Origin of the sequence: Nocardioides euryhalodurans (assembly GCF_004564375.1) — a bacterium.
Taxonomy (GTDB): Bacteria; Actinomycetota; Actinomycetes; order Propionibacteriales; family Nocardioidaceae; genus Nocardioides; species Nocardioides euryhalodurans.
Window position 1 is genome coordinate 3,901,411 of sequence record NZ_CP038267.1, and the last position, 23,476, is coordinate 3,924,886.

The window sequence follows — 23,476 nt, forward strand, 5'->3', positions numbered from 1 at the left end:
AGGGTCTCGACCACGGTTCAGCCGGTGACGGACTCGACGACAAGCTCGGGGACGAGGTGGTCGTCGTCCCCGGTTGACCACTCCGGGAAGTCGAAGACCGCCAGCATCAGCTGGACCGGGTACGTCGGCGGACGAGGGCAGCGACGCAGCACGGCGCCGTCGACGCTGAACACCGCCTCCTGCTCGTCGTACTCGACCGCGTAGGTGTGGAAGGCGGTGACGTCGATCCCGACCCGGGGCGCTGCAAAGTCCTGGGCGAGGGCGGGGTCGCGGAACGCCTTGATCCCGATCCCGACCTCCGCGGACGGCGGCTCGCGGACGAGGGCGTTGCCGAACACCTCGAACACGCAGATCTCGCCGCACCTGAGCTGGTCGGGGTCGTCCTCGAAGCCGCTCATCCACAGCGCTGCCATGGAGCGCTGCGACAGCGACATCCGGGCCCGGACCGCCACCCGGCCGCCGGTGGGCAGCCACCCCTCGAACCGCGGCTGCTCCTCCTGCACCAGCTGGCCCTCGCGGAAGCGCTGCTGGCCGCGGGTGCTGCCGACCGGACCCGACCAGCTGCCCGACTGCAGGCCCGAGACGCGCAGGGGCGGCTCGTGGTCGCCCGGGCACCACACCGGGTGCTCGCGGGGGACCTTCAGGATGAGGACCCCTCCCTCGAGGCGGTAGCTGGCCCGCGTGGCCTCGCGCGAGGACCATGCGGGCAGGTAGTGCGGGTGCCAGACGGCGGTGTCCAGGGTGGGGCCGTCGAACCGGTGCACCACGGGGCCGACGTCGCTCACGGCGGCACGCTAGCGCCGGCGGCGCCTGCTCCGGCAGGGGTGCGCGGCGCCCGGTTCGATATTCGGTGGCAGGACCGGCTAAGGTTGACGACGGTGGCCAACCTCTCCGACAACCCTGCCCGGACTCCGGTCCGGACCTGCATCGGATGTCGGGAGAAGGCCCCGAAGCGCGAGTTGTTGCGTGTCGTCATCGGCACGGGCGACGACGGTCGACCGGCCGCCGTACCCGATCCGGACGGCACGGCACCGGGCCGAGGTGCACACCTGCACCCCACGTCCGCGTGCTACGACCTCGCGGTGCGCAGGCGAGCATTCTCCCGGGCCCTCAGGGCGCGGGAGGGGCTGGCCGGCGCACCGGTGGGGGAGTTCCTCGCCAGCGCAGACATGTGACCGACCGACAGAGACTGGAGCAGCAGCTCATGAGCACTCGATGAGTACTTCGCGATGAGCCAGTTCGACCAGGCACCACCAACGGTCTGAGAGTCACCTCTGGATGAGGGTCTCGGGCCAGAAGGAGAAACGTGGCCAAGACCCGAGTCCACGAACTCGCCAAGGAGTTCGGAGTCGAGAGCAAGTTCGTTCTCGAGAAGTTCAAGGAGATGGGGGAGTTCGTCAAGTCGGCGAGCTCGACCGTCGAGCTCCCCGCGGAGATGCGTTTCCGCAAGGAGTACGGCGAGTCGTTGAAGAACGCCGCCCCCGCGACCCCCGCCGAGGCGCCGGCTGCGAAGCCGTCCGCCCCCAAGCCCAAGCCGAAGCCGAAGGCCGCCGAGCCCGAGGCCGAGGTCGCCCCCGCGCCTGCCGAGGAGCAGGCTGCCCCGGCTCCGGCCGAGGAGTCCGCCCCGCGTGCGACGCCGCGGCCGCCGGGTGCTGCCAAGAAGGCCGCCCCGGAGCCCGTGGCCGAGGAGGAGCCGCCGGCGGAGCCCGAGGCTCCCGCCGCCGAGGGGTCCTCGCCCAAGCCGGCCGCGCCACGCCCCGGCCCCAAGCCGCCGAGCCCGCGCCCGGTCGGTCGTCCCGGCGGTACGCCCCGTCCGGGCAACAACCCGTTCGCGTCCAGCCAGGGCATGGGCCGTCGCCCGTCCTCGCCTGAGCGCGGCACCGGTGACGACCAGCGTCCGCCGCGTCCGCCCGCCCAGGGTGGCGGCGAGCGTGGCCGTCCCGGCATGCCTCGCCCCAACCCGGCGATGATGCCCAAGTCCCCGGCTGCGTTCGGCAGCGGTCCCGGCGCGCGTCCCGCGCCCGGTCGCGGCGGACCCGGCGGTGGCCGTGGTGGTGCTCCCGGTCGCGGCGCACCCGGCGGTGGCCGCGGTGGCGCTCCCGGCGCCGGTGCCGGTGCCCCCGGACGCCCCGGTTTCGGTGGCCCTCCGGGACGTGGCCGTCCCGGCGGCCGTGGCCAGACCCAGGGTGCCTTCGGGCGTCCCGGTGGCCCCTCGCGCCGTGGCCGCAAGTCCAAGCGGGCGCGTCGCCAGGAGTTCGAGGCGATGCAGGCCCCGACGATCGGTGGCGTGCGCGTCCGCAAGGGCGACGGCGAGACCGTGCGCCTGGCGCGTGGCTCCTCGCTGACCGACTTCGCCGAGAAGATCAACGTCGACGCGGCGGCCCTGGTGCAGATGCTGTTCTCTCTCGGCGAGATGGTCACCGCCACCGAGTCGGTGAACGACGAGACGTTCGAGCTGCTCGGTGAGGAGCTCAACTACGTCGTCCAGATCGTCTCGCCGGAGGACGAGGACCGCGAGCTGCTCGAGTCCTTCGACCTCGAGTTCGGCGAGGACGTCGGCGACGAGGACGACCTCGCCATCCGGCCGCCGGTCGTCACGGTCATGGGTCACGTCGACCACGGAAAGACCAAGCTGCTGGACGCGCTCCGCAAGGCGAACGTCGTGGCCGACGAGGCCGGTGGCATCACCCAGCACATCGGCGCTTACCAGGTCACGACCGAGGTCGACGAGAACGAGCGTCGCATCACCTTCATCGACACCCCGGGTCACGAGGCGTTCACCGCCATGCGTGCCCGTGGTGCCCAGGCGACCGACATCGCGGTGCTGGTGGTCGCGGCCAACGACGGCGTCATGCCGCAGACGGTCGAGGCGCTCAACCACGCCAAGGCGGCCAACGTGCCGATCGTGGTCGCGGTCAACAAGATCGACCTCCCCGAGGCCGACCCGACCAAGGTGCGCGGCCAGCTGACCGAGTACGGCCTGGTGCCCGAGGAGTACGGCGGCGACACCATGTTCGTCGACGTCTCGGCCAAGTCCGAGCTCAACCTCGAGGGCCTGCTCGAGGCGATCGTCCTCACGGCCGACGCCTCGCTCGACCTGCGGGCCAACCCGACGCAGGACGCCCAGGGCCTCGTGGTCGAGGCGCACCTCGACCGCGGTCGCGGTCCGGTGGCGACGGTGCTCGTCCAGCGCGGCACGCTGCGCGTGGGTGACTCGCTGGTCGCCGGTCCCGCCTACGGCCGGGTCCGGGCGATGCTCGACGAGCACGGCGAGAACATCGAGGAGGCCGACCCGTCGCGTCCCGCGATGGTGCTGGGCCTCAACGCAGCGCCGGGTGCCGGGCAGAACTTCATCGTGGTCGACGACGACCGGATGGCGCGGCAGATCGCCGAGAAGCGCGAGGCCCGCGAGCGGGCGGCCATGCAGGCCAAGCGTCGCGTGCGTCGTACGCTCGAGGACTTCATGGCCTCGATGGAGAAGGGCGAGAGCCAGGAGCTCAACCTGATCCTGAAGGGCGACGTGTCCGGCTCGGTCGAGGCGCTCGAGGACGCGCTGGCCAAGATCGACGTCGGCGACGAGGTCAACCTGCGGGTCATCGACCGCGGCGTCGGTGCGATCACCGAGACCAACGTCGACCTCGCCGCCGCCTCCGACGCGATCATCATCGGGTTCAACGTCCGCCCGCAGGGCAAGGCGACCGAGATGGCCGACAAGGAAGGCGTGGAGATCCGGTACTACACCGTGATCTACCAGGCGATCGAGGAGATCGAGGCCGCGCTCAAGGGCATGCTCAAGCCCGAGTACGAGGAGCAGGTCCTGGGCCAGGCGCAGATCCGCGAGATCTTCCGCTCGTCCCGGGCCGGCAACATCGCGGGCTGCATGGTCACCAGCGGCGTGATCCGGCGCAACGCCAAGGTCCGCCTGCTGCGCGACGGTGCGGTCGTCCAGGACAGCCTCGACCTCTCCTCGCTGCGGCGTGAGAAGGACGACGTGGCCGAGGTCCGCGAGGGCTTCGAGTGCGGTCTGGTGCTCCGGAACTACCAGGACATCAAGATCGACGACGTCGTCGAGGCGTTCGAGATGCGCGAGATCCCGCGCGACTGATGCCCGTCGAGTTGGGCTTCCGCAACCGCACTCGTGGTGCGGAAGCCCAACTCAAGGGTTGCGGAAGCCCAACTCAACGGAGAGACAGATGAGCAGCACCAACCCCCGGGTCCGCAAGATCGCCGACCGCATCCAGGTCATCGTCGCCGAGATGCTCGAGCGACGGATCAAGGACCCGCGGCTCGGCTTCGTGACGGTGACCGACGTCCGCGTCACCGGCGACACCCAGCAGGCGACCGTCTTCTACACCGTCCTCGGTGAGGAGACCGACCTGACGAGCACGGCGGCGGCGCTGGAGTCGGCCAAGGGCCTGCTCCGTTCCGAGGTCGCCAAGCAGCTCGGCATGCGCCACGCGCCCAGCCTGGCCTTCGTCCAGGACGCGCTCCCCGAGAACGCCCGCCACCTCGACGAGGTGCTGGCCAAGGCGCGCGCCCAGGACGAGGCGGTCGCGGCTGCGCGGGTGGAGACGTACGCCGGCGAGCCCGACCCCTACAAGAAGCCCCGGGTCGCCGACGAGGAGTCGGACGAGGACGCGACGGACACCGGGGACTGATGTTGGTCGAGCCGGGGCTGGTCGTCGTCGACAAGCCCGGCGGCCTCACCTCGCACGGGGTGGTCGCGCGGGTCCGCCGTCTGGCCGGGACCCGCAAGGTCGGCCACGCCGGCACGCTCGACCCGATGGCGACCGGGGTGCTCGTGCTGGGCGTCGATCGCGCCACCCGCCTGCTCGGCCACCTGATGCTGACCGAGAAGGCGTACGACGCCACCGTCCGGCTCGGAGTCACCACCACCACCGACGACGCCGAGGGGGAGGTCCTCGAGACCAGGTCGACCGCGGGGTTGGAGGAGCAGGCCGTCCGCGCGGCGTTCGCGACCTTCGTCGGCGAGATCGACCAGGTGCCGTCCTCGGTGTCGGCCATCAAGGTCGACGGCAAGCGCGCCTACCAGCGTGTCCGCGACGGTGAGGACGTCGCGCTCGCCCCACGCCGGGTGACGGTCCACGAGCTCGTCGTCCACACCGTCCGCGGCGACGAGGTCGACGTCTCGGTGCGCTGCTCGAGCGGCACCTACATCCGCTCCATCGCCCGTGACGCCGGCTCGCTGCTCGGGGTCGGCGGACACCTCACCTCGCTCCGGCGCACGGCCGTGGGCCCCTTCGACCTCGACGGCGCCCGGACCCTCGAGCAGCTCGAGGAGCACTTCGCGGTGCTGCCCATCGGCGACGCCGCCCGCGCGGCCTTCCCGACGCTCGAGCTCGACGAGCAGCAGGCGGCCGACGTCCGTTTCGGCCGCAAGCTCGCCCTCGCGCTGCCCTCCGACGGCCCGGTCGCGGTGTTCGCGCCGGGCGGTGACTTCCTCGCGCTCTACGAGCGGGCCGGCGACGTGGCCCGGGCCGTGGCCGTCTTCACCGGCTGACGGGTGCCCGGGCCGGCGAGGTGCCTGTGGCACGCTACGGACGTGCTGATCTGGCGTGACGTGACCGAGGTTGCCCCGGACCTCGGGCCAACCGGCGTGGTCATCGGGAACTTCGACGGCGTGCACCGCGGTCACCGGGCGGTGATCGACCGGGCGCGGGCGGTGACCTCGACCCTCGGCCACCCGTTGGTGGCCGTCACCTTCGACCCGCACCCGATGGCGGTGCTGCGACCGGAGCATGCTCCGTCGGTCCTCACCACCATCGAGGCCCGGGCCGAGCTGCTCGCGGAGGCGGGGGTGGACCACGTGCTGGCCCTGCCCTTCTCCCGTGAGATCGCGGCCTGGTCGCCGACGGAGTTCGTGGACCGGGTCCTGGTGCGGACACTGCACGCCGCAGCGGTGGTCGTCGGCGCCAACTTCCGGTTCGGGGCGCGCGCCGCGGGTGACGTGGCGCAGCTGCGCGAGGCTGGGGAGTCGCGGGGCTTCCTGGTCGAGGGCATCGCCCTGGACGGAGGGCCGCAGGTCTGGTCGTCGACCTACGTCCGCACCTGCCTGGGCGAGGGCGACGTCGCCGGGGCCGCCGAGGCCCTGGGGCGTCCGTTCGCCGTGCGGGGCCGGGTCGTCGAGGGTGACCGGCGCGGTCGGGAGCTCGGCTATCCCACCGCCAACGTCCCGCTCGCCGCCGGTCTCGCCGCGCCGGCCGACGGGGTGTACGCCGGATGGCTGACCCGCCTCGACACGCGTGACCGGTTCCCCGCGGCCATCAGCGTCGGGACCAACCCGACCTTCGCCGGTGACCGGGACCGCCGGGTCGAGGCCTACGCGCTCGACCGCGACGACCTCGAGCTCTACGGGGTCGAGGTCGAGGTGGCGTTCGCCGACCGGTTGCGGGGGATGGTGCGCTTCGACGGCATCGAGCCGCTGCTGGAGCAGATGGCCGACGACGTACGACGGACCCGTGCGGTCGTGGGCGCCTGATGCCGACGCGTCGGGCGTGGGAGCACGAGATCGAACCCTGGTTCATCCGCAACGGACTTCCCTACTTCGTCCCCTCGGAGCGGGCGCGGGCCAAGGATGCGCTGCGGCCGCGCCGGGCGTTGCCGCTGCTGGCGCTGGTCGTGCTGGCTGCCGTGGCCGCGTCGGCAGCCCTGACCTGGCTGACCGAGGAGGCCTCGGCCGCGCCTGCCACGCTCACGACGGTCGGCCTGCTGGCGGCAGCGGCGTACGCCGTCACCGCCCTGCGCGCCCGCCCGATCCTCGGCTGGGCGCTGCGCCGGACCCGGAGCAGCCTCCGGCAGCTGCTCCCCATGGTCACCCGGGCGCTCCCGCTGCTGCTGCTCTTCGTGACGTTCCTCTTCATCAACGCCGAGGTGTGGCAGCTCTCGGCCGAGCTCGACGGTCCCGTGATGTGGCTGACGGTGCTGCTGTTCGCCGTGATCGCCGTCGGGTTCCTGCTGGTGCGGCTGCCGGAGGAGGTCGACAAGGTCGACGACTTCATCGACCTGGACCTGGTGCGGCGGGCCACCCGGCGTACGCCGATCGAGCAGCCCGTCGCCGAGCTGCTCGACGCGCGCGGCGAGGAGCTGCCGCTCGACGAGTACGGCGACGTCCCGGGCTACGAGCGGTGGAACCTGATCCTCGTGCTGCTGGTGACCCAGGTCGCGCAGGTGCTGCTGCTGTCGCTGGCCGTGCTGGGCTTCTTCCTGGTCTTTGGCGGCATCGTGATGGAGGCCGGCGTGCAGGAGGCCTGGACGGCGCAGGACCGGGTCCACCACCTGCCCTACCTCGACAACCTGTCGGTCGAGCTCGTCCAGGTCTCGGTCTTCCTCGCGTCGTTCTCGGGGCTCTACTTCACCGTCGCGGTGATGACGGACGAGACCTACCGCGTCCAGTTCTTCAGCGAGGTCCTGACCGAGCTGGAGCGGGCCGTCGGGGTCCGCGCCGGCTACCTGGCCCTGCGTGGCGCTGCCGAGCCGGCCACCGTCGACGACGGCGCGACACCGGCCACGGACTGACGGCCCGGGACCGCGCTCAGGACGCGTCGAGCGCCTGCTCGAGGTCGGTCCACACGTCCTCGACGTGCTCGAGGCCGGCAGAGATGCGGAGCAGCGCCTCACCCGGCCGGGCGTCGGCGGTGACCGGGCGGTGGGTCAGCCCGGCGGGGTGCTGGACCAGGGTGTCGACGCCGCCGAGGGACACCGCGTGCGTGATCAGCCGGCACCGCTGGGAGACGCGGGCAGCGGCGGCCCAGCCTCCCCGGAGCTCGAAGGCCAGCAGGCTGCCGGGCCCGGACATCTGGGTGCCGACCAGGCCGAGGGGGTCGCACTCCTTGAGGCCGGGGTAGAGCACCCGGGTGACGTCGGCGCGCGTCGTGAGCCGCTCGGCGAGCAGCGCGGCGGTCTCCTGCTGGGCGCGCACCCGCAGCGGCAGCGTCTGCAGCCCCCGGTGGAGCTCGTAGGCGGCCAGCGGGTGGAGCACGCCGCCGGTGACCGCGCGGACCTGGCGCAGCCGGTTGGCCCAGGCGGGCGTCGCGGCCACCACGCCGCCCATCACGTCACCGTGGCCGCCGAAGAACTTGGTGGCCGAGTGGAGGACCAGGGTCGCGCCGTGGTGTGCGGGCTGCTGGAGCGTCGGGGTGGCGAAGGTGTTGTCCACGAGCACCGGGACGTCCCCGGCCTCGGCCACGACCGCTGCGATGTCGACCAGGTCGACAGTCGGGTTGGCCGGCGTCTCGACGACCACCAGCCCGGTGTCGGGCTGCAGCGCGGCCGCGACCGCGCCCGGGGCGGTCCACGTCACCCGCGTCCCGAGCAGGCCCGACGCGAGCACGTGGTCGGTGCCGCCGTAGAGCGGGCGTACGGCCACCACGTGCGGCCGGCCCGCGGCCACGGTCGCCACCAGCGCGGCCGACAGCGCGGCCATGCCGGAGGCGAAGGCGACCGCCTCGGCGGTCCGCTCGAGCTCGGCCACCGCACGCTCGAACCGGTCGACGTTGGGGTTCCACAGCCGCTGGTAGACCAGCGAGTCGCCGTCCCCCGGCCGGTGCCCGGTGGCGAGCGTCTCGTACGCCGCGCCTCCCGCGTCGAGGGAGGGGAGGGGATAGGTCGTGGACAGGTCGATGGGCGGCACGTGCACGCCCCGCCCGGTGAGGTCCTCGCGGGCGGAGTGGACAGCGATGGTGTCGAGGTGCGCCATGGCACGAGACTGAGGTTTCGGCGGACCGGGCGCAACAGATCCGCAGATCATGCACAGCAAAGTGATTCAGCAGAGGATCATGCGGTGGATCGGCGTACAGTCGATGCCGTGCCGAAGAATCCCACGCCCCGTCCGCCCGGCCCCGCGCCCCGCGAACGACCGCTGCTCGACGACGTCGACCGGAGCCTGGTCGCCCAGCTGCTGCGCGACGGGCGTACGCCGAACGTGGTGCTGGCGCGGGGGGCCGGGATCGCGGAGTCGACCTGCGTCGCGCGGGTGCGGTCGTTGCGGGAGCGGGGCCTGCTCGCGGGGGTCACGGCCGAGGTGGACCTCGCCCGGCTCGGACTGCCGGTGCAGGCGATGGTGGCGATCCGCTTCTCGGGTCACCTGCGCGCCGACGTCGACGCCTTCGCCGAGGAGGTGAGCGGTCTCCCGGGCGTGGTCGCGACGTACAACATCAGCGGCACGTACGACTTCCTCGTGCACGTGGCGGCACCGACCCCGGAGCACCTGCGCGACTTCGTCCTCGACAACCTGACCGGCCGGCGGGGCGTGGCGCAGGCCGAGACCAGCCTCGTCTTCCACGTGAAGCGGGGCACCGACGTGCTGGCCGCGGCCCCCTGACGCGCCGGCCGGAGGCCCCCCAGGGGAGGGCCCCCGGCCGTCGGAGCGGGCTCAGTCCGCGTCGAGGTCCTGCTCGACCAGCCCGGCGATCGTGTCGACCGCGGACTGGTCGTCCCCCGCGACCTCGACGGTGTCGCCGTTCTTGGCGCCCAAGGTCATGATCATGAGCGAGGAGCTGGCGTCGACCCCGTTGATCGTCACCTCGGAGCCGAGCTCGCCGGCCTTCTCGGAGATGATCGCGGCGGGGCGGGCGTGGAGGCCGACGGCGGAGCCGACGACGACGGACTTGCTGGGCATCGTGTGCCTTTCGGTTGGTGGAGTGGTCGGATCTCAGACGGTGGCGACGTCGACGTCGCTGGGGCCGATGGACTTCAGGCCGATCACGGCGGCCGCGGCGACGAGCGTGCCGGCCACCAGGGCGATCAGGAAGCCCAGGATGTTGCCGACCGCGAAGATCACGAAGATCCCGCCGTGCGGGGCGCGCAGGGTGACGTCGAGCGACATCGCCAGCGCGCCGGTGACGGCGGAGCCCGCCATGATCGAGGGGATGACCCGCAGCGGGTCGGCGGCCGCGAACGGGATCGCGCCCTCGGTGATGAAGGAGGCCCCCATCAGCCAGGCCGCCTTGCCGTTCTCGCGCTCGGGCACCGTGAACAGGCCCGGTCGTACGACGGTGGCGAGCGCCAGTGCCAGCGGCGGGACCATGCCCGCGAGCATCACCGCGGCCATCACCTTCAGCTCCGGAGCAGCACCGGTGGCCGACGCCGCGGCGCCGAGCCCGGCCGTCGCGAAGGCGTAGGCGACCTTGTTGAGCGGGCCGCCCATGTCGAAGGCCATCATCAGACCGAGCACGGCGCCGAGCAGGACGGCCAGGGCCGGGTCCTCGCTCATGCTCTCGAGACCGCTGTTGAGCGCGTCCATCAGGTTGCCCAGCGGCGTGCCGAGCACGACCACCATGACGAAGCCGGAGATGAGCGTTGCGAGCAGGGGGATGACCAGGACCGGCATCAGGCCCCTTGCCCACGAGGCGACCTTCCAGCTGGAGATCCAGTGGGCCAGCACGCCGGCGAGGACACCGCCGATGATGCCGCCGAGGAAGCCGCTCTGCGGGGTGCCGAAGCCGCCGAGGTCGATGGCCAGCGCGCCCATCGCGAAGCCGGGTGCGATGCCGGGCCGGTCGGCGATGGCGTACGCGATGTAGCCCGCCAGCGCCGGGACCAGGAACTTGAAGGCTGTCGCGCCGAGGGCGAAGAACACGGCCCCGAGGTAGGCGAAGAACGGACTGCCGAAGAGCGCGTGGTCGAGGCCGAGCGCGTCGGGGTCGGGCAGGTTGAAGAGCGTGTTGTTGGCCAGGATCTCGCCGGCGGGACCGGTGATCTCATAGCCGGCGAAGAGGAAGCCCAGCGCGATCAGCAGACCGCCCGCGGCGACGAACGGGATCATGTAGGACACACCGGTCATCAGCACCCGGCGGACCCGTCCGCCCCAGGTCTCGCTGCCGGTGTCGCCACCCCCGCCCTCGGCGGCGCTGCCCTCGACGCGCGGCGCGTTCGGGTCGTCCGCGTAGCGCAGCGCCTCGGCGATCATCGCGTCGGCGTCGTCGATCGGACGCTTCACGCCCGAGGACACGAACGGCTTGCCGGCGAAGCGGCCGCGGTCGCGCACCCCCACGTCCACCGCGAAGATCACCGCGGCGGCCCGGGCGATCGTGTCGTGGGAGAGCGGGCTGGATCCGGCCGAGCCCTGGGTCTCGACCTGGATGGCGACGCCGGCGCGGTCGGCTGCAGCCTGCAGCGCCTCCGCCGCCATGTAGGTGTGGGCGATCCCGGTCGGGCAGGCGGTGACGGCCACCAGCGTGCGGTCGCCGGTCGGAGCCGAGGCAGCGGGGGCGGCCGGAGCCGGAGTGGCGGCAGCGGCGGGGGCGGCGGCGGCGGTCGCAGCGGCCGGGGCCGGGGCGAGCCCGAGCTCCCGGTCGACCAGCGCCACGACGTCCTCGTCGGACTCGGCGCGGCGCAGCTCGTCGGTGAAGGCAGGCTTCACCAGCGCGCGGGCCAGCTTGGTGAGGATCTGCAGGTGGTCGGCGTCGCCGTCGGCGGGCGCCGCGATCAGGAACACCAGGTCGGCCGGGCCGTCCTTGGCGCCGAAGTCCACGCCGGGGCTGAGCCGTGCGAAGGCCAAGGTGGGCTCGGCCACGCCGGCCGTACGGCAGTGGGGGATCGCGATCCCGCCCGGGAGCCCGGTCGCAGACGTCTCCTCGCGGGCGAAGGCGTCGGTGACCAGCTGGTCGACGTCACGGGCGCGTCCCGCCTCGCCGACGATCGCGGCCAGGGACCGGATGACGTCGTGCTTGGCCTCGCCGAGCGAGCTGTCGAGGCGCACCAGCTCGCGGGTGATCAAGTCGGACATGGGTCAATCTCCTTGCGTGAGGTCGAGGTCGGTGACCGTGACCTGGGTGGGGTCCACCTGATCCGGGCGAGGGATGGTGGTTCCGGGAAGGCCGGCGGCGGCGCTGCCGTAGGCCACGGCGAGTGCCAGCCGGTCGGCGGGCTCCCGGTTCTCGATGGCTGCCAGGAGGTAGCCGAAGAGGCTGGAGTCTCCCGCACCGACCGTGCTCACCACGGTGGTCGGGGGAGGGGTGGCGTGCCAGGCGCCGCGGCCGTCGACCAGGACGGCTCCGTCACCGCCCAGCGTCACGAGCACGCTCTCGACACCGCGGGCGACGAGCTCCTGGCCGGCGCGCGCGGCGGCGACGGGGTCCTTCTCGAGCTCGTCGCCGTCGTGGCCGGTCAGGGAGCCGAGCTCGTGGCCGTTGGGCTTCATCAGGTGGGGTGCCGCCACCTCGAGCCGGTCGACGAGCGCGCGGAGCGGCTCGTCGCTGGTGTCGACCGCGACCCGGGCGCCGGTGCCGGCGAGGGCGCCCACCAGCTCGGCGTACCACTCCGGCGGCGTGGCGGGCGGCAATGACCCAGCGAGCACCACCCAGTCGCCACGGCCCGCGCGACGCTGGAGGGCGTCGCACAGCGCGGCGCGCGTCGTCTCCGTCATCGCGGGGCCGGGGCTGTTGAGCTTGGTGGTGGTGCCGTCCGGGTCGCTGATCGTGATGTTGACGCGCAGGTCCCCGGGGTGGGCCACCGGGCGGCAGTCGATGCCGGCCGCCAGCAGCTCGTGGACGAACGGGTCGTCCTTGGGTGCCGGGAGCACCGCGATCGTCGGCACGCCCGCGGAGACCGAGGCGCGGGAGATGTTCACGCCCTTGCCGCCGGCCTGCGAGAGCACGGCGGTCGCCCGCTGCACGGCACCGTGGCGGAGCGGCTCGGAGAGGGTGACCGTACGGTCGTGGCTCGGGTTGGCGGTGAGAGTGACGATCATGCGACCACGACCTCCAGGCCTGCCTTGACGAGCGCGTCGCGGTCGTCGTCGTCGATGTCCGCGTCGGTCACCAGCACGTCCACGTCGTCGATCGACGCGAAGCGGATCGAGGTCTCGACGCCGATCTTGGAAGAGTCCGCGAGCACCACGGTACGCCGGGCGCTGCCCACGATGGCGCGCTTGGTCGCCGCCTCGTCGCGGTCGGGCGTGGTGAGCCCGAAGCCGCAGCTGAGCCCGTTGGTGGCGACGAAGGCGACGTCCGCGCGGAGCTCGCCGAGCGCGGCCACGGTGTCGGTCCCGACCGCCGCGTGCGTGGTCGGGCGGACCCGGCCGGGCAGCAGGTGCAGCTCGATGTGGGGGAGTCCGGCGAGACGGGCGGCGACGGGCACCGCGTGCGTGACGACGGTGAGCCGGTGCTCACGCGGCAGGACCGCGGCGAGCCGTGCCGTCGTCGACCCCGCGTCGAGGACGACGACCGAGCCCGGGGGCGGGAGGAGCTGCACCGCCGCGGTCGCGATGGCGTCCTTGGCGGAGATGTTGGCCTGGTCGCGCTCGCCGAGCGCGGACTCGATGACCGACAGCGAGCTGGACGGGACCGCACCCCCGTGCACGCGGCGGACGAGTCCGATACGTTCCAGCGAGGAGAGGTCGCGGCGCACGGTCTCGGTCGTGACGTCGAAGGTGCCGGCGAGCTGCGCGACGGACAGCCGGCCCTGCTGGCCGATCAGCTGGGCCATCGCCTGCTGACGCTCCTCGGCGTACATCACGCATCCTCCTTCGGTCTGTGTATCTGTGGTTTTACGCCCGAATGTGTTGACTGTCAAGGGGGGCTCGGGAGTAACTTGTGACCATGGCCACGATCGCTCCCCAGACCCTGACCGGTACTCCCGTCGTGCCGGGCATCGCCCACGGCCCGGTCCTGCTCGCCCGGACCGAGGTCTCCGAGGCGGCGATCGCCGCCTTCGACGGGTCCTCCCTGACCGAGGACGACGCCATCGCGCGCTACGACGAGGTGGCCGCGGCCGTGTCGGAGGGGTTCGCGGCCAAGGCCGGGCGCGCCTCGGGTGCCGCGGCCGAGGTCCTGACCGCCAGCGCCGGCCTCGCCCGCGACAAGGGACTGCGCTCGGCCGTGCTCAAGCAGCTGCGCTCCGGCGACGACCTGTTGAGCGCCCTGCAGGCAGCGGTGGAGTCGTTCGTCTCCGTGTTCACCAGCATGGGTGGGCTGATGGCCGAGCGGGTCACGGACCTGCGCGACATCGAGCGCCGGATGGTGGCCCGTCTGGTCGGTGAGCCCGAGCCGGGCGTACCCGTGCCGGAGGAGCCCTGCGTCCTGGTCGCCGCCGACCTCGCGCCGGCCGACACCGCCGGCCTCGACCCCGAGCGGGTGCTCGCCCTGGTCACCGAGCGTGGCGGACCCACCAGCCACACCGCGATCATCGCGCGCCAGCTCGGCATCCCGTGCGTGGTCGGGACCTCCGGCGCGCTCGACGTCCCGGGCGGGAGCCGGCTGCTCGTCGACGGGACGACGGGTGTCATCGAGATCGACCCCGACGACGCGGAGGCCGCCCGGAGGGTCGCCTCCGACAAGGAGGAGCGGGCCGCGCTCGAGTCGTGGGCCGGCCCGGGGCAGACCGCCGACGGCAAGCCGGTCCGGATCCTGGCCAACGTCGCCGACGGCGACTCGGCACGCTCCGCGGTCGAGGCCCCGGTCGAGGGCGTCGGGCTGTTCCGCACCGAGCTGTCCTTCCTCAACGCCAAGGACGAACCGAGCGTCGACGAGCAGGCGGCCATCTACGGCGAGGTCCTCGGCGCCTTCCACGGGAGCGGCCCGGGGGACCGCGACCGCTACGTCGTCGTGCGGACCCTGGACGCCGGCTCCGACAAGCCGCTCGCGTTCGCCAACCTGACCGACGAGGAGAACCCCGCCCTCGGCGTCCGCGGGCTCCGGCTGGCCTTCGACAACCCCGGCCTGATGGAGCACCAGCTCGACGCGATCGCCCAGGCGGCCGAGGCCAGCGGGACCGAGACCTGGGTGATGGCGCCGATGGTGGCCACCGTCGCCGAGGCCTCGGAGTTCGCCGGGCAGGTCCACCGACGGGGGCTCAAGGCCGGGGTGATGATCGAGGTGCCGAGTGCGGCGCTGCTCGCCCACCGGATGCTCGAGGTCGTCGACTTCCTCTCGATCGGCACCAACGACCTGACCCAGTACACGATGGCCGCCGACCGGATGGCCACCGACCTGGCCCACCTGACCGACGCCTGGCAGCCGGCGGTCCTGCAGCTGATCGCGATCACCGCCGAGGCGGGTCGTCAGGTCGACAAGTCCGTCGGGGTGTGCGGCGAGGCCGCCGCCGACCCGCTGCTGGCCTGCGCGCTGGTCGGGATGGGCATCACGTCGCTGTCGATGGCCTCGGCCGCCGTACGCCCCGTCGGCGCGCGCCTCGGCTCGGTCACCTTCGACCAGTGCGAGGAGGCGGCCGAGGCCGCCCTGGCCGCGAGCGACCCGATGGCCGCGCGCGAGGCGGTCCGCGAGGCGCTCGACGCCTGACGAGTCGAGATGGGCCTCCGCAACGTGTGAGATGGGCGCCCGCACTGCCGGTCGTGGCACAGAGGCCCGGCTCGACGGTTGCGGAGGCCCATCTCGACGGCTACGGCTCGACCGTGACCTTGATCGCCTCGCCCTTGGCGACGATGTCGAAGACCGACATCACGTCGTCGAGGGCCACGTGGCGGGTGATGAGGTCCTTGACCGGCACCTGACCGGTCGAGATGTACTCCAGCGCGCGCTTGTTGTGGTCGGGCGACGAGCCGTTGGCGCCGTGGACGTGCAGCTGGCGGTAGTGGATCAGGTTGGAGTCGGCCTTGATGTACGGGTCGTTCTTGGGCAGGCCACCGAAGAAGGAGATCCGGCCCTGGCGGGCCGCCATCGAGATCGCCTGCTCCTGGGTGACGTTGGCGGGCGTGGCCGTGATGACCACGTCGGCGCCGCGGCCGCCGGTTAGCTCCATCACCTTCTCGACCACGTCGACCTCGCTCGCGTTGATCACGTGGTCGGGCTGGACGGCGTCCGCCGACATCTGCAGCCGTTCGGCGTTGATGTCGACCAGGACGATCGTGCCGACCTTGTGGACGCCGCGGGCGATCCGGATGTGCATGCAGCCGATCGGACCCGCGCCGAAGACGACCGTGAAGTCGCCCTCCTCGATGCCGAGCTGCTCCTGGGCGTTGATCGCGCACGCGAAGGGCTCCGCCGCCGAGGCCTCGTCGAAGCCGACGTTGTCGGGGATCCGGTTCAGGCCGTCGACCTTGAGCACCTGCTCGGGCACGACCATGTACTCGGCGAACCCGCCGTCGTACTGGTAGCCGACCGAGGTCTGGTTCTGGCACACCTCCATCCAGCCCTTGCCGCACTCGTGGCACTCGCCGCACGGCACCGCGGCGATGCACTGGACGCGGTCGCCGACCTGGAAGCCGCCCCGGGCGTCCGCGCCGACCTCGACGACCTCGCCGGCGACCTCGTGGCCGAGCGTGGTCTCGCCGGTGATGTTGACGTGGCCGTTCTTCTTGATCTTGACGTCGGTGCCGCAGGTCGAGCAGTTGCGGACCTTGATCTTCACCTCGGCGGGCCCGCAGGCCGGTTCGGGCACGTCCACGAGCCGGACGTCCTCGGGGGCGTAGAACCGCAGTGCCTTCATGTCTCTCCTCTGGTCGCGACCGGATGGCCCGCTCGGGGCCGCTCTCAGCACCGTATCGGGCATTCCGGGCCCAAAGCCACATCAACGGGCAAGAATTTCTGCCCGAATGCTTGGCAACGGGCCCGGTTGTGAGGTTTACTGAGAAATCTCATGTGACCGGGCTCACGGCTGACCCGGTCGGGCTAACCCGGAGGAAAGACATGGCCACCACTACGACGACTCCCTCGTCGGCACCCGGCGCCTCCCGTGGCGGAGCGCGGGTGCGTGTGCAGAAGTTCGGGACGTTCCTGTCCAACATGATCATGCCCAACATCGGCGCGATCATCGCCTGGGGCCTCATCACGGCGTTCTTCATCGACGTCGGATGGACGCCCAACGACAAGATCTCGCTGATGGTCGAGCCGATGATCTTCTACCTGCTGCCGCTGATGATCGCGTACACCGGCGGTCGGATCGTCTACGACACCCGCGGCGGCGTCGTCGGCGCCACGGCCACGGTCGGCGTGATCGTCGCGACGTACTTCCCCGAGTTCGTGGGGGAGCAGGGTGGGTCGCCGATGTTCCTGGGCGCCATGATCATGGGCCCGCTGGCCGCCTACCTCATGAAGCGAGCCGACGCGCTGTGGGACGGCAAGATCCGACCCGGCTTCGAGATGCTCGTCGACAACTTCTCGGCCGGCATCCTCGCGGGCCTGATGGCGATCGTCGGCATGTTCGCGCTCGCCCCCGTGCTGCGCCAGATCATCGCCTGGCTCGGTGACGCGGTCAGCTTCCTGGTCGACAACGGCCTGCTGCCGCTCACCTCGCTGTTCATCGAGCCCGCCAAGGTGATGTTCCTGAACAACGCGATCAACCACGGCGTCCTGACGCCACTCGGCATCGACGAGGCCGCGGAGACCGGCAAGTCGGTGCTGTTCCTGCTCGAGGCGAACCCGGGTCCGGGGCTGGGGCTGCTGCTGGCCTACTCCGTCTTCGGGCGGGGCATCGCCAAGGCCTCCGCGCCGGGTGCGGCGATCATCCAGTTCTTCGGTGGCATCCACGAGGTCTACTTCCCGTTCGTGCTGATGAAGCCCAAGATGATCCTGGCGACCATCGCCGGTGGCATGACCGGCATCTTCCTGTTCGTGCTCTTCGACATCGGCCTGCGCGCTCCGGCCGCCCCCGGCTCGATCTTCGCGGTCTACGCGCAGACGCCCGGTGGCGACTTCCTCGGCGTGACGATCGGTGTCTTCGGCGCCGCGGCGGTCTCCTTCGTGGTGGCGGCGCTGCTCCTCAAGACCGACCGCAGCGCGGACGGCGACCTCGCGGCCGCCACCTCGCAGATGGAGTCGATGAAGGGCAAGGAGTCGATCGCGAGCTCGACCCTCGCCGGGGGCAGTGCGGGTGAGATCCACAAGATCGTCTTCGCCTGCGACGCCGGCATGGGGTCGTCGGCCATGGGCGCCTCGGTGCTGCGCAAGAAGATCCAGCAGGCCGGCCACGGCGACGTCTCGGTCACCAACAAGTCCATCGCGAACCTCCAGGACGAGTGGGACCTCGTCGTCACCCACCAGGACCTCACCGAGCGGGCCCGCCAGCGGACCGGGTCGGCGGTCCACGTGTCGGTCGACAACTTCATGGGGAGCCCGAGGTACGACGAGATCGTCGAGCTGGTCGACCGGGCCAACGGCGCGGGCGCCGGCGCTGCGCCCGCGGCCGAGGCGACGGGAGGTGGCGCGACGGACGTGCTGGCGCTCGACTCGATCGTGCTGTCCGGGCGGGCGACCGGTCGCGACGAGGCGATCGACGAGGCCGGTCGGCTGCTGCTCACGGCCGGAGCGGTGGAGCAGTCCTACCTCGAGGCGATGCACGAGCGGGAGCGGTCGGTGTCGACCCACATGGGCAACCTGCTGGCGATCCCGCACGGCACGAACGAGGCGAAGTCGGCGATCCGGCGTACGGCGATCTCGTTCGTCCGCTACGACCAGCCGGTCGACTGGAACGGCAAGCCCGCGGAGTTCGTCATCGGCATCGCCGGCGCGGGCGACGACCACCTGGCGCTGCTCTCGCGCATCGCCGAGGTGTTCACGGACGCCGAGCAGGTGGCACGGCTGCGGGCAGCCACCTCGCCCGCGGACGTGCAGGCCGTGCTGGAGGGTGTGCGCGCCTGACCCCTCCGGGAAGGAGCCCGGGGCCGACCGCATGGTCGGCCCCGGGCACCGTCACGTCCCGTAGACGGTGGCGATCCAGATGGAGGCCAGCACGTCGCTGACCTCGTGGGGATCGCCGAGCGGGTGCCGGCCGAAGGCGTGGAGGAGCACGCCCTCGTTCATGCGGACCAGCGCGTCCGCGGTCTCCTGGGGGCGGGCCACGCTGCTGCGGCCCGCCGCGACGTCGGCCGCGATGCGGACAGCCGTGACGTCGACGAAGTGGGCCACCATGCCCTCGTGGGCGGCGGCGATGGCGGGGTCCGACGGCGACTCGTCGGCCACCGCCTGCATCAGGCGTCCGTGGCGCACCATGGCCTCGGTCAGCTCGGCGAGCCCGGCGCGCAGGTCCGCCTCTGGTTCCGCGGCGCCGTCGGGCGCGACGGACTTCCAGACCGAGCCGCTCTCGTCGACCCCGACGCGCACCCGGTCGAGCAGGGCCAGGAGCAGCGCGCCCCGGTCGTCGAAGTGGCGGTAGAAGGCAGTGCGGGCGAGGCCCGCCCGCGCCATCACCTCCTCGAGGGGGACGTCGCGCCAGCGCCGCTCCTCGAGAAGGGTCACCGCCGCGTCCACGATGCGCTGCCGGGCATCGATCCGCCGGAGGCGCTGGCGTGCCTGGTGCGGCGCGGGGCTGGAGGTCACGGCGAGAGTCTAGACGCGCGGCGGAGTGCCGGTTACGATTCGCGCACACTGTGTGTGACGCACTGTCACACAGGGTGTACGGGCTCGGGCGCGGCGGGGCACATCGGTCGCGTACGGGGGTGCGTTCGACACGTCGGCGCGTCCGAGCCCGGGCAGTGCCGAGGGTCGGCCGCCCGCGACGGTGGTGCCGTCGGGGGAGACCGGTGGGGGACCGGACCGAGCCACCTCGAGCTGCACCCGGCCGGCCGGACCCCAAGGTCCGGCCGGCCTCGACGTCACACCTCCGAGCGGCGCCGGCAGAACTCCCGCAGCGGCCCCTCGGGCACGACGTCGAGGAGCTCCCGGTAGCGGCCGGCCGCCTCCTGGCGACGCCCGGTCCGGAACGCCAGGTCGGCCAGCGCCAGCCCCGCGTCGCGAGCGGCGTACGTCGGCCCGTCGGCGACGAGCTCCTCGAGCGCGGCCTCGACGTCGGCGGGGTCGGTGCCGTCGCGGAGGTGCCTCCGCCCGGCGACGACCAGGCGTGCCACGGCGACGGCGGGGGAGGGCCAGACCTCCACCAGGGCGTCGTAGAGCTGGGCGAGCCGGTCCCAGTCGGTGCGCTCGGAGCTCGGCGCGGTGGCGTGCACCCCGGAGATGGCCGCCTCCAGGACGAATCGTCCTGGTGCCCCGCGGGCAGTCCGTGCCGCGCGCGCCGCGTCGTCGAGCCCCGCGGTCAGCAGGTCCTGGTCCCACGCCGAGCGGTGGACCTGGTCGAGCGGGAGCGCCACGCCGTCTCGCACCCGCCCCGGACGGCGGCCGAGAGCCAGCCGGCAGACCGCGCGCAGGCCGAGGACGTCGGGGTCCTGCGGGTGCTCGGCGGCCAGCGCCTCCGCCAGCGTGAGCGCGTCGCGAGCGGGGTCGTCGGTGGCGTCGCGTGGCGCGACCACCTCCCGCTGCCCGGCCGTCAGCAGGCCGGCCACGCAGGCGAGCACGACGGGCAGCCGTCGTCGCCGGCCGTCCTCGTCGGGGACGGCGAACTCCCCGCGTGCCCGGGCGAGCGCGGCCTTCGCACGGGTCAGCCGCGCGGCGGCCGTCGCCTCGGCGATGCCGAGGTGGTCGGCGATCTGCCGGGTGCTGAGACCGCACACCACCCGCATCGCCAGCACCAGCTGGGCCCCTGGTGCCAGGGCGTCGTCGCAGGCGACGAAGAGCAGGGCGAGCCGGTCGTCGAGCTCCTCGCCGGGGAGGTGGCCGCTGTCCATGGCTGTGGGGGTGTGGCCGTCGGCGGTCGCCAGCTCCGCCTCCAGCCGCTCGAGGCGCTGGCGTCGGCGGACGTCGTCCAGCCAGGCGTGCCGGCCCACGCGGACGCACCAGGCCGCGAGGTCGCGGACAGACCCCTCGGGCTGGGCGGCGGCGCGGCCGAACGCCTCGGCGGCGTACTCCTCACCGAGGTCGAGGCTGCGCGTGGCGACCGCGAGCGCCCGTACCACCTGGGGCCAGGCGGTACGGAACGCCTCGGGGTCGACGGTCACTCGAAGGGATGGACCTTGCGCATCTCGACCACGCCAGCGCTGGGCACCATCGTGGCCAGCTTGCGGGCGGTGTCCTCGTCGCAGGCGACCGTGTAGAAGCCGGTGATCACCTCGCTGCTGTCGGGCAGCGGGGCGTCGCTCCACACCGCGTCGGCACCGTCGCTGCCGGGCGTCACGGTGCCGCCGTACTTGCGGTTCTGCAGGGCGTGTCCGCCCAGCATCTGCGCGCCGAGCTCCTCGACGGCCTGGGCGAACCGGCCGTGGGCGGCCATGTCCTCGTCCAGGTCGGCCTGCGCGCCGCGGGCCGCCAGGGCCTCGGGAAGGTAGGCGTCGGAGTCCCAGTCGCGCTCGCGGATCAGGAATACCCAGGTGTCGGTCATGTCGTCACTCCTCGTGTGGTTGTCGGGACATGTCCCTGACGATCGGCGGCCGCCGAACTCGACACCGTCCCGGAATCTTCTTCGCGCGCCGTGACCGTGACCGGGACGCCGTTGAGGGCGGCGTTGCCCGAGAGGTCGAGCCGGCCGGGGTCGGTGAGGTCGTTGACGGAGACGCCAGGCACCCCGGCTGCGCCGGACATGCGGGTGCCCGGGAGCCCGTGGCCGTAGCCGTGGGGGAGCGACACGACGCCCCGCATCATGTCGGTGCTGGCCGCCACCTCGACGTCGACCGAGCCGACCCGCGAGGTGACGGTGACGGTGCTGCCGGGCTCGAGCCCGCGGTCGGCCAGGTCGTCGGGGTGCATGAGGAGGTGGTGGCGGGGGCGGCCGCGGGTGAGCCTCGGGACGTTGTGCAGCCACGAGTTGTTGTCGCGCTGGTGGCGTCGGCCGATGAGCACCAGCCCGTCCTCCGGGTTCGCGGTCGTGGCACGCAGCCGGTCGAGGTCGGCGAGCACGACCGCCGGCGCCAGGTCGATGCGCTTGTCCGGCGTCATGAGCCGGTCGGGGAGCGTCGGGCGCAGCGGGCCGAGGTCGACGCCCTCGGGGTGGCGGCGCAGCTCGGTGATCGTCGTACGGCGTCCTCGGCGCAGGAGCATGCCGATGATGAAGGTGGGGCTCATGGTCAGCGCCGCGCGCTGTGCCAGCCTGGCCCGTAGCGGCGGCCTCCGGTCGAGGCGCTGGGAGATGCGCAGCGCCAGGTCGCGGTAGATCTCCCAGTCGTGCCGGGCCCCGCGCGGCTTCTCGAACACCGCCGGCGTGAAGCGTGCGGTGTTCCGGACCGCGAGCCCGTGGAAGACGATGTCGTAGTGGTCCCGCTCCAACGCGGTGGTCGGGGGCAGGATCACGTCCGCGTGGCGGGTGGTCTCGTTGAGGTAGATGTCCACCGCCGCCATGAACTCGAGGCCCTCGAACGCCGCGGACAGCCGCTTGCCGTCGGGCGTCGAGAGCACGGGGTTGCCGGCCACGGTCAGCATCGCGCGGACCTGGCCGTCGCCGGGGGTCTCGATCTCCTCGGCGAGGACGGACACCGGGAGCTCACCGCCGTACTCCGGTGCGCCGCGGACGCGGCTTCGGTAGAGGTCGAAGTGTCCGCGGCCGACCAGCCCGGTCCGGACGAAGTCGATGGCGGGCTCGGTGAACAGGACCCCGCCCTCGCGGTCGAGGTTGCCCGTCAGGATGTTGAGGCAGCCGACGGCCCACTGGCAGACCGAGCCGAACCCCTGCGTCGAGAGCCCCAGCCGCCCGTACGCCGCCGCGCCGTCGGCCGCCGCGAACTCCCGGGTCAGCCGCCGGACGGTGTCCGCGGGAACCCCGCTGACCTGCTCGGCGTGCTCGGGCGTCATGTCGGCGACCGCCTCGCGGACCTGCTCGACGCCGTCCACGTAGGCCGCCGGCCGGTCCAGCCCCTCCGCCAGGAGCACGTGCACCATCGCGAGCAGCACCACCGCATCGGTCCCGGGGCGGACGAAGACGTGCTCGTCGGCGACCTTGGCGGTCTCGGTGCGCCGCGGGTCGAGCACGACCATCCTGCCGCCGCGGGCCTTCAGCTCGCGCAGCCGGCCCGGGAAGTCGGGGACGGTCATCAGCGACCCGTTGGAGGCCATCGGGTTGGCCCCCAGCACCAGGAAGTACGACGTGCGGTCGAGGTCGCTGATCGGGATCAGCAGCTGGTGGCCGTAGAGCAGGTGGGCGACGAGCTGGTGGGGGATCTGGTCGACGCTGCTGGCGCTGAACCGGTTGCGCGTGCGCAGCGACTTCACCAGCCGGATGCCGTGCGTGGCCGAGCCGAGGGAGTGGACGTTGGGGTTGCCGAGGTAGACGCCGACCGCGTCCGCGCCGTGCTGGTTGACCGTCGCGGCGATCCGGTCGGCGACGAGGTCGAGCGCCTCGTCCCAGTCGACCTCCGACCACTCGCCCGTCGCCCGGTCGCGGACCAGGGGGCGCCGCAGCCGCTCCGGGTCCTCGTGGAGGTCGCCGAGCGCGACGCCCTTGGGGCACACGTGCCCGCGGGAGAGCGGGTCGTCCGGGTTGCCCCGTACCCCGGTCACCCGGTCGCCCTCGAGCGTGATCTGCAGACCGCAGATCGCCTCGCAGAGGTTGCAGACACCGATCACGGTGCGGGACTCGTCGGGGACCGCCACCCGGGCATCGTGCCACTCCCTGCCGCCCGACGCGCGGCACCAGGGCCAGAGGCCTGCCCTCACCCGTGGGGGTGAGTCAGGGCGTGCCGCGGGATCCGGCCCCGGGCCCGGCGCTAGCCTGCGCCGGGAGCCGGTCAACCGTGACCGGCCCG

20 protein-coding genes are annotated in these 23,476 nt (G+C 72.6%); 9 read left to right on the forward strand and 11 right to left on the reverse strand.

The window, feature by feature from the left end; translation table 11 throughout:
- Nucleotides 1-17 precede the first annotated feature (17 nt).
- Nucleotides 18-785: a glycoside hydrolase family 16 protein gene (locus tag EXE57_RS18930; protein ID WP_244246905.1), complete on the reverse strand. Its 768-nt coding sequence runs from the start codon at nt 783-785 to the stop codon at nt 18-20.
- A gap of 93 nt (nt 786-878) precedes the next feature.
- On the opposite strand from EXE57_RS18930, the gene EXE57_RS18935 reads away from it, so the two are divergent.
- The 6 genes from EXE57_RS18935 (at nt 879) to EXE57_RS18960 (ending at nt 7,536) form a co-directional block, all read left to right on the forward strand.
- Complete coding sequence (locus EXE57_RS18935) at nt 879-1,175, forward strand: YlxR family protein (protein ID WP_135080250.1); 297 nt, start codon at nt 879-881, stop codon at nt 1,173-1,175.
- A 131-nt stretch (nt 1,176-1,306) separates the two neighbouring features.
- A complete protein-coding gene (gene infB, locus EXE57_RS18940; RefSeq protein WP_135080252.1) occupies nt 1,307-4,105 on the forward strand; it encodes a translation initiation factor IF-2 in 2,799 nt (932 codons plus the stop codon).
- A gap of 88 nt (nt 4,106-4,193) precedes the next feature.
- A complete protein-coding gene (gene rbfA, locus EXE57_RS18945) occupies nt 4,194-4,658 on the forward strand; it encodes a 30S ribosome-binding factor RbfA (RefSeq protein WP_135080254.1) in 465 nt (154 codons plus the stop codon).
- Nucleotides 4,658-5,521: a tRNA pseudouridine(55) synthase TruB gene (gene truB, locus EXE57_RS18950; protein ID WP_135080256.1), complete on the forward strand. Its 864-nt coding sequence runs from the start codon at nt 4,658-4,660 to the stop codon at nt 5,519-5,521. The genes rbfA and truB overlap by 1 nt, the downstream gene beginning before the upstream one ends.
- A gap of 42 nt (nt 5,522-5,563) precedes the next feature.
- Entirely contained in the window at nt 5,564-6,499 is a 936-nt protein-coding gene (locus tag EXE57_RS18955) for a bifunctional riboflavin kinase/FAD synthetase (RefSeq protein ID WP_135080258.1), read from the forward strand.
- Complete coding sequence (locus EXE57_RS18960) at nt 6,499-7,536, forward strand: hypothetical protein (RefSeq protein WP_135080260.1); 1,038 nt, start codon at nt 6,499-6,501, stop codon at nt 7,534-7,536. The genes EXE57_RS18955 and EXE57_RS18960 overlap by 1 nt, the downstream gene beginning before the upstream one ends.
- Nucleotides 7,537-7,552: 16 nt before the next feature.
- Here EXE57_RS18960 and EXE57_RS18965 read toward each other — a convergent pair whose 3' ends face one another.
- On the reverse strand, nt 7,553-8,716 hold the full coding sequence (locus EXE57_RS18965; RefSeq protein ID WP_135080262.1) for a trans-sulfuration enzyme family protein: 1,164 nt from the start codon (nt 8,714-8,716) through the stop codon (nt 7,553-7,555).
- Nucleotides 8,717-8,824: 108 nt separating this feature from the next.
- Here EXE57_RS18965 and EXE57_RS18970 point away from each other — a divergent pair, with 108 nt between their 5' ends.
- The gene (locus EXE57_RS18970) at nt 8,825-9,340 is read left to right on the forward strand and encodes an Lrp/AsnC family transcriptional regulator (RefSeq protein WP_135080264.1); all 516 of its coding nucleotides are present in this window, start codon (nt 8,825-8,827) and stop codon (nt 9,338-9,340) included.
- A 51-nt stretch (nt 9,341-9,391) separates the two neighbouring features.
- Here the strand turns inward: EXE57_RS18970 and EXE57_RS18975 are convergent, their stop codons facing one another.
- Genes EXE57_RS18975 through EXE57_RS18990 form a run of 4 tightly spaced genes read right to left on the reverse strand, consistent with a single transcriptional unit; the run spans nt 9,392 to nt 13,473 of the window.
- Nucleotides 9,392-9,637 (reverse strand): HPr family phosphocarrier protein, encoded by a 246-nt coding sequence (locus tag EXE57_RS18975; protein WP_135080266.1) that lies wholly within the window; start codon nt 9,635-9,637, stop codon nt 9,392-9,394.
- Nucleotides 9,638-9,670: 33 nt separating this feature from the next.
- Complete coding sequence (locus EXE57_RS18980) at nt 9,671-11,746, reverse strand: PTS fructose transporter subunit IIABC (protein WP_135080267.1); 2,076 nt, start codon at nt 11,744-11,746, stop codon at nt 9,671-9,673.
- Between the two features lie 3 nt (nt 11,747-11,749).
- Entirely contained in the window at nt 11,750-12,709 is a 960-nt protein-coding gene (locus tag EXE57_RS18985) for a 1-phosphofructokinase family hexose kinase (protein ID WP_135080269.1), read from the reverse strand.
- Complete coding sequence (locus tag EXE57_RS18990) at nt 12,706-13,473, reverse strand: DeoR/GlpR family DNA-binding transcription regulator (protein ID WP_135081154.1); 768 nt, start codon at nt 13,471-13,473, stop codon at nt 12,706-12,708. The genes EXE57_RS18985 and EXE57_RS18990 overlap by 4 nt, the downstream gene beginning before the upstream one ends.
- Before the next feature lie 86 nt (nt 13,474-13,559).
- Here EXE57_RS18990 and ptsP point away from each other — a divergent pair, with 86 nt between their 5' ends.
- Entirely contained in the window at nt 13,560-15,257 is a 1,698-nt protein-coding gene (gene ptsP, locus EXE57_RS18995; RefSeq protein ID WP_135080271.1) for a phosphoenolpyruvate--protein phosphotransferase, read from the forward strand.
- Nucleotides 15,258-15,357: 100 nt separating this feature from the next.
- On the opposite strand, the gene EXE57_RS19000 is transcribed toward ptsP, so the two are convergent.
- Entirely contained in the window at nt 15,358-16,404 is a 1,047-nt protein-coding gene (locus tag EXE57_RS19000; RefSeq protein WP_135080273.1) for a zinc-dependent dehydrogenase, read from the reverse strand.
- A 260-nt stretch (nt 16,405-16,664) separates the two neighbouring features.
- Between EXE57_RS19000 and EXE57_RS19005 the strand changes: the two genes are divergently transcribed.
- A complete protein-coding gene (locus EXE57_RS19005) occupies nt 16,665-18,554 on the forward strand; it encodes a PTS mannitol transporter subunit IICBA (protein ID WP_244246906.1) in 1,890 nt (629 codons plus the stop codon).
- A 51-nt stretch (nt 18,555-18,605) separates the two neighbouring features.
- Here the strand turns inward: EXE57_RS19005 and EXE57_RS19010 are convergent, their stop codons facing one another.
- From EXE57_RS19010 to EXE57_RS19025, 4 genes are all read right to left on the reverse strand, one after another.
- Nucleotides 18,606-19,232 (reverse strand): TetR/AcrR family transcriptional regulator, encoded by a 627-nt coding sequence (locus tag EXE57_RS19010; protein WP_135080277.1) that lies wholly within the window; start codon nt 19,230-19,232, stop codon nt 18,606-18,608.
- Nucleotides 19,233-19,507: 275 nt separating this feature from the next.
- A complete protein-coding gene (locus tag EXE57_RS19015) occupies nt 19,508-20,743 on the reverse strand; it encodes a DUF6596 domain-containing protein (protein WP_135080279.1) in 1,236 nt (411 codons plus the stop codon).
- Complete coding sequence (locus EXE57_RS19020) at nt 20,740-21,123, reverse strand: YciI family protein (RefSeq protein WP_135080281.1); 384 nt, start codon at nt 21,121-21,123, stop codon at nt 20,740-20,742. The genes EXE57_RS19015 and EXE57_RS19020 overlap by 4 nt, the downstream gene beginning before the upstream one ends.
- A complete protein-coding gene (locus EXE57_RS19025; RefSeq protein ID WP_244246907.1) occupies nt 21,120-23,324 on the reverse strand; it encodes a molybdopterin-dependent oxidoreductase in 2,205 nt (734 codons plus the stop codon). Before EXE57_RS19025 ends, EXE57_RS19020 begins: the two co-directional genes overlap by 4 nt.
- Between the last annotated feature and the right edge of the window lie 152 nt (nt 23,325-23,476).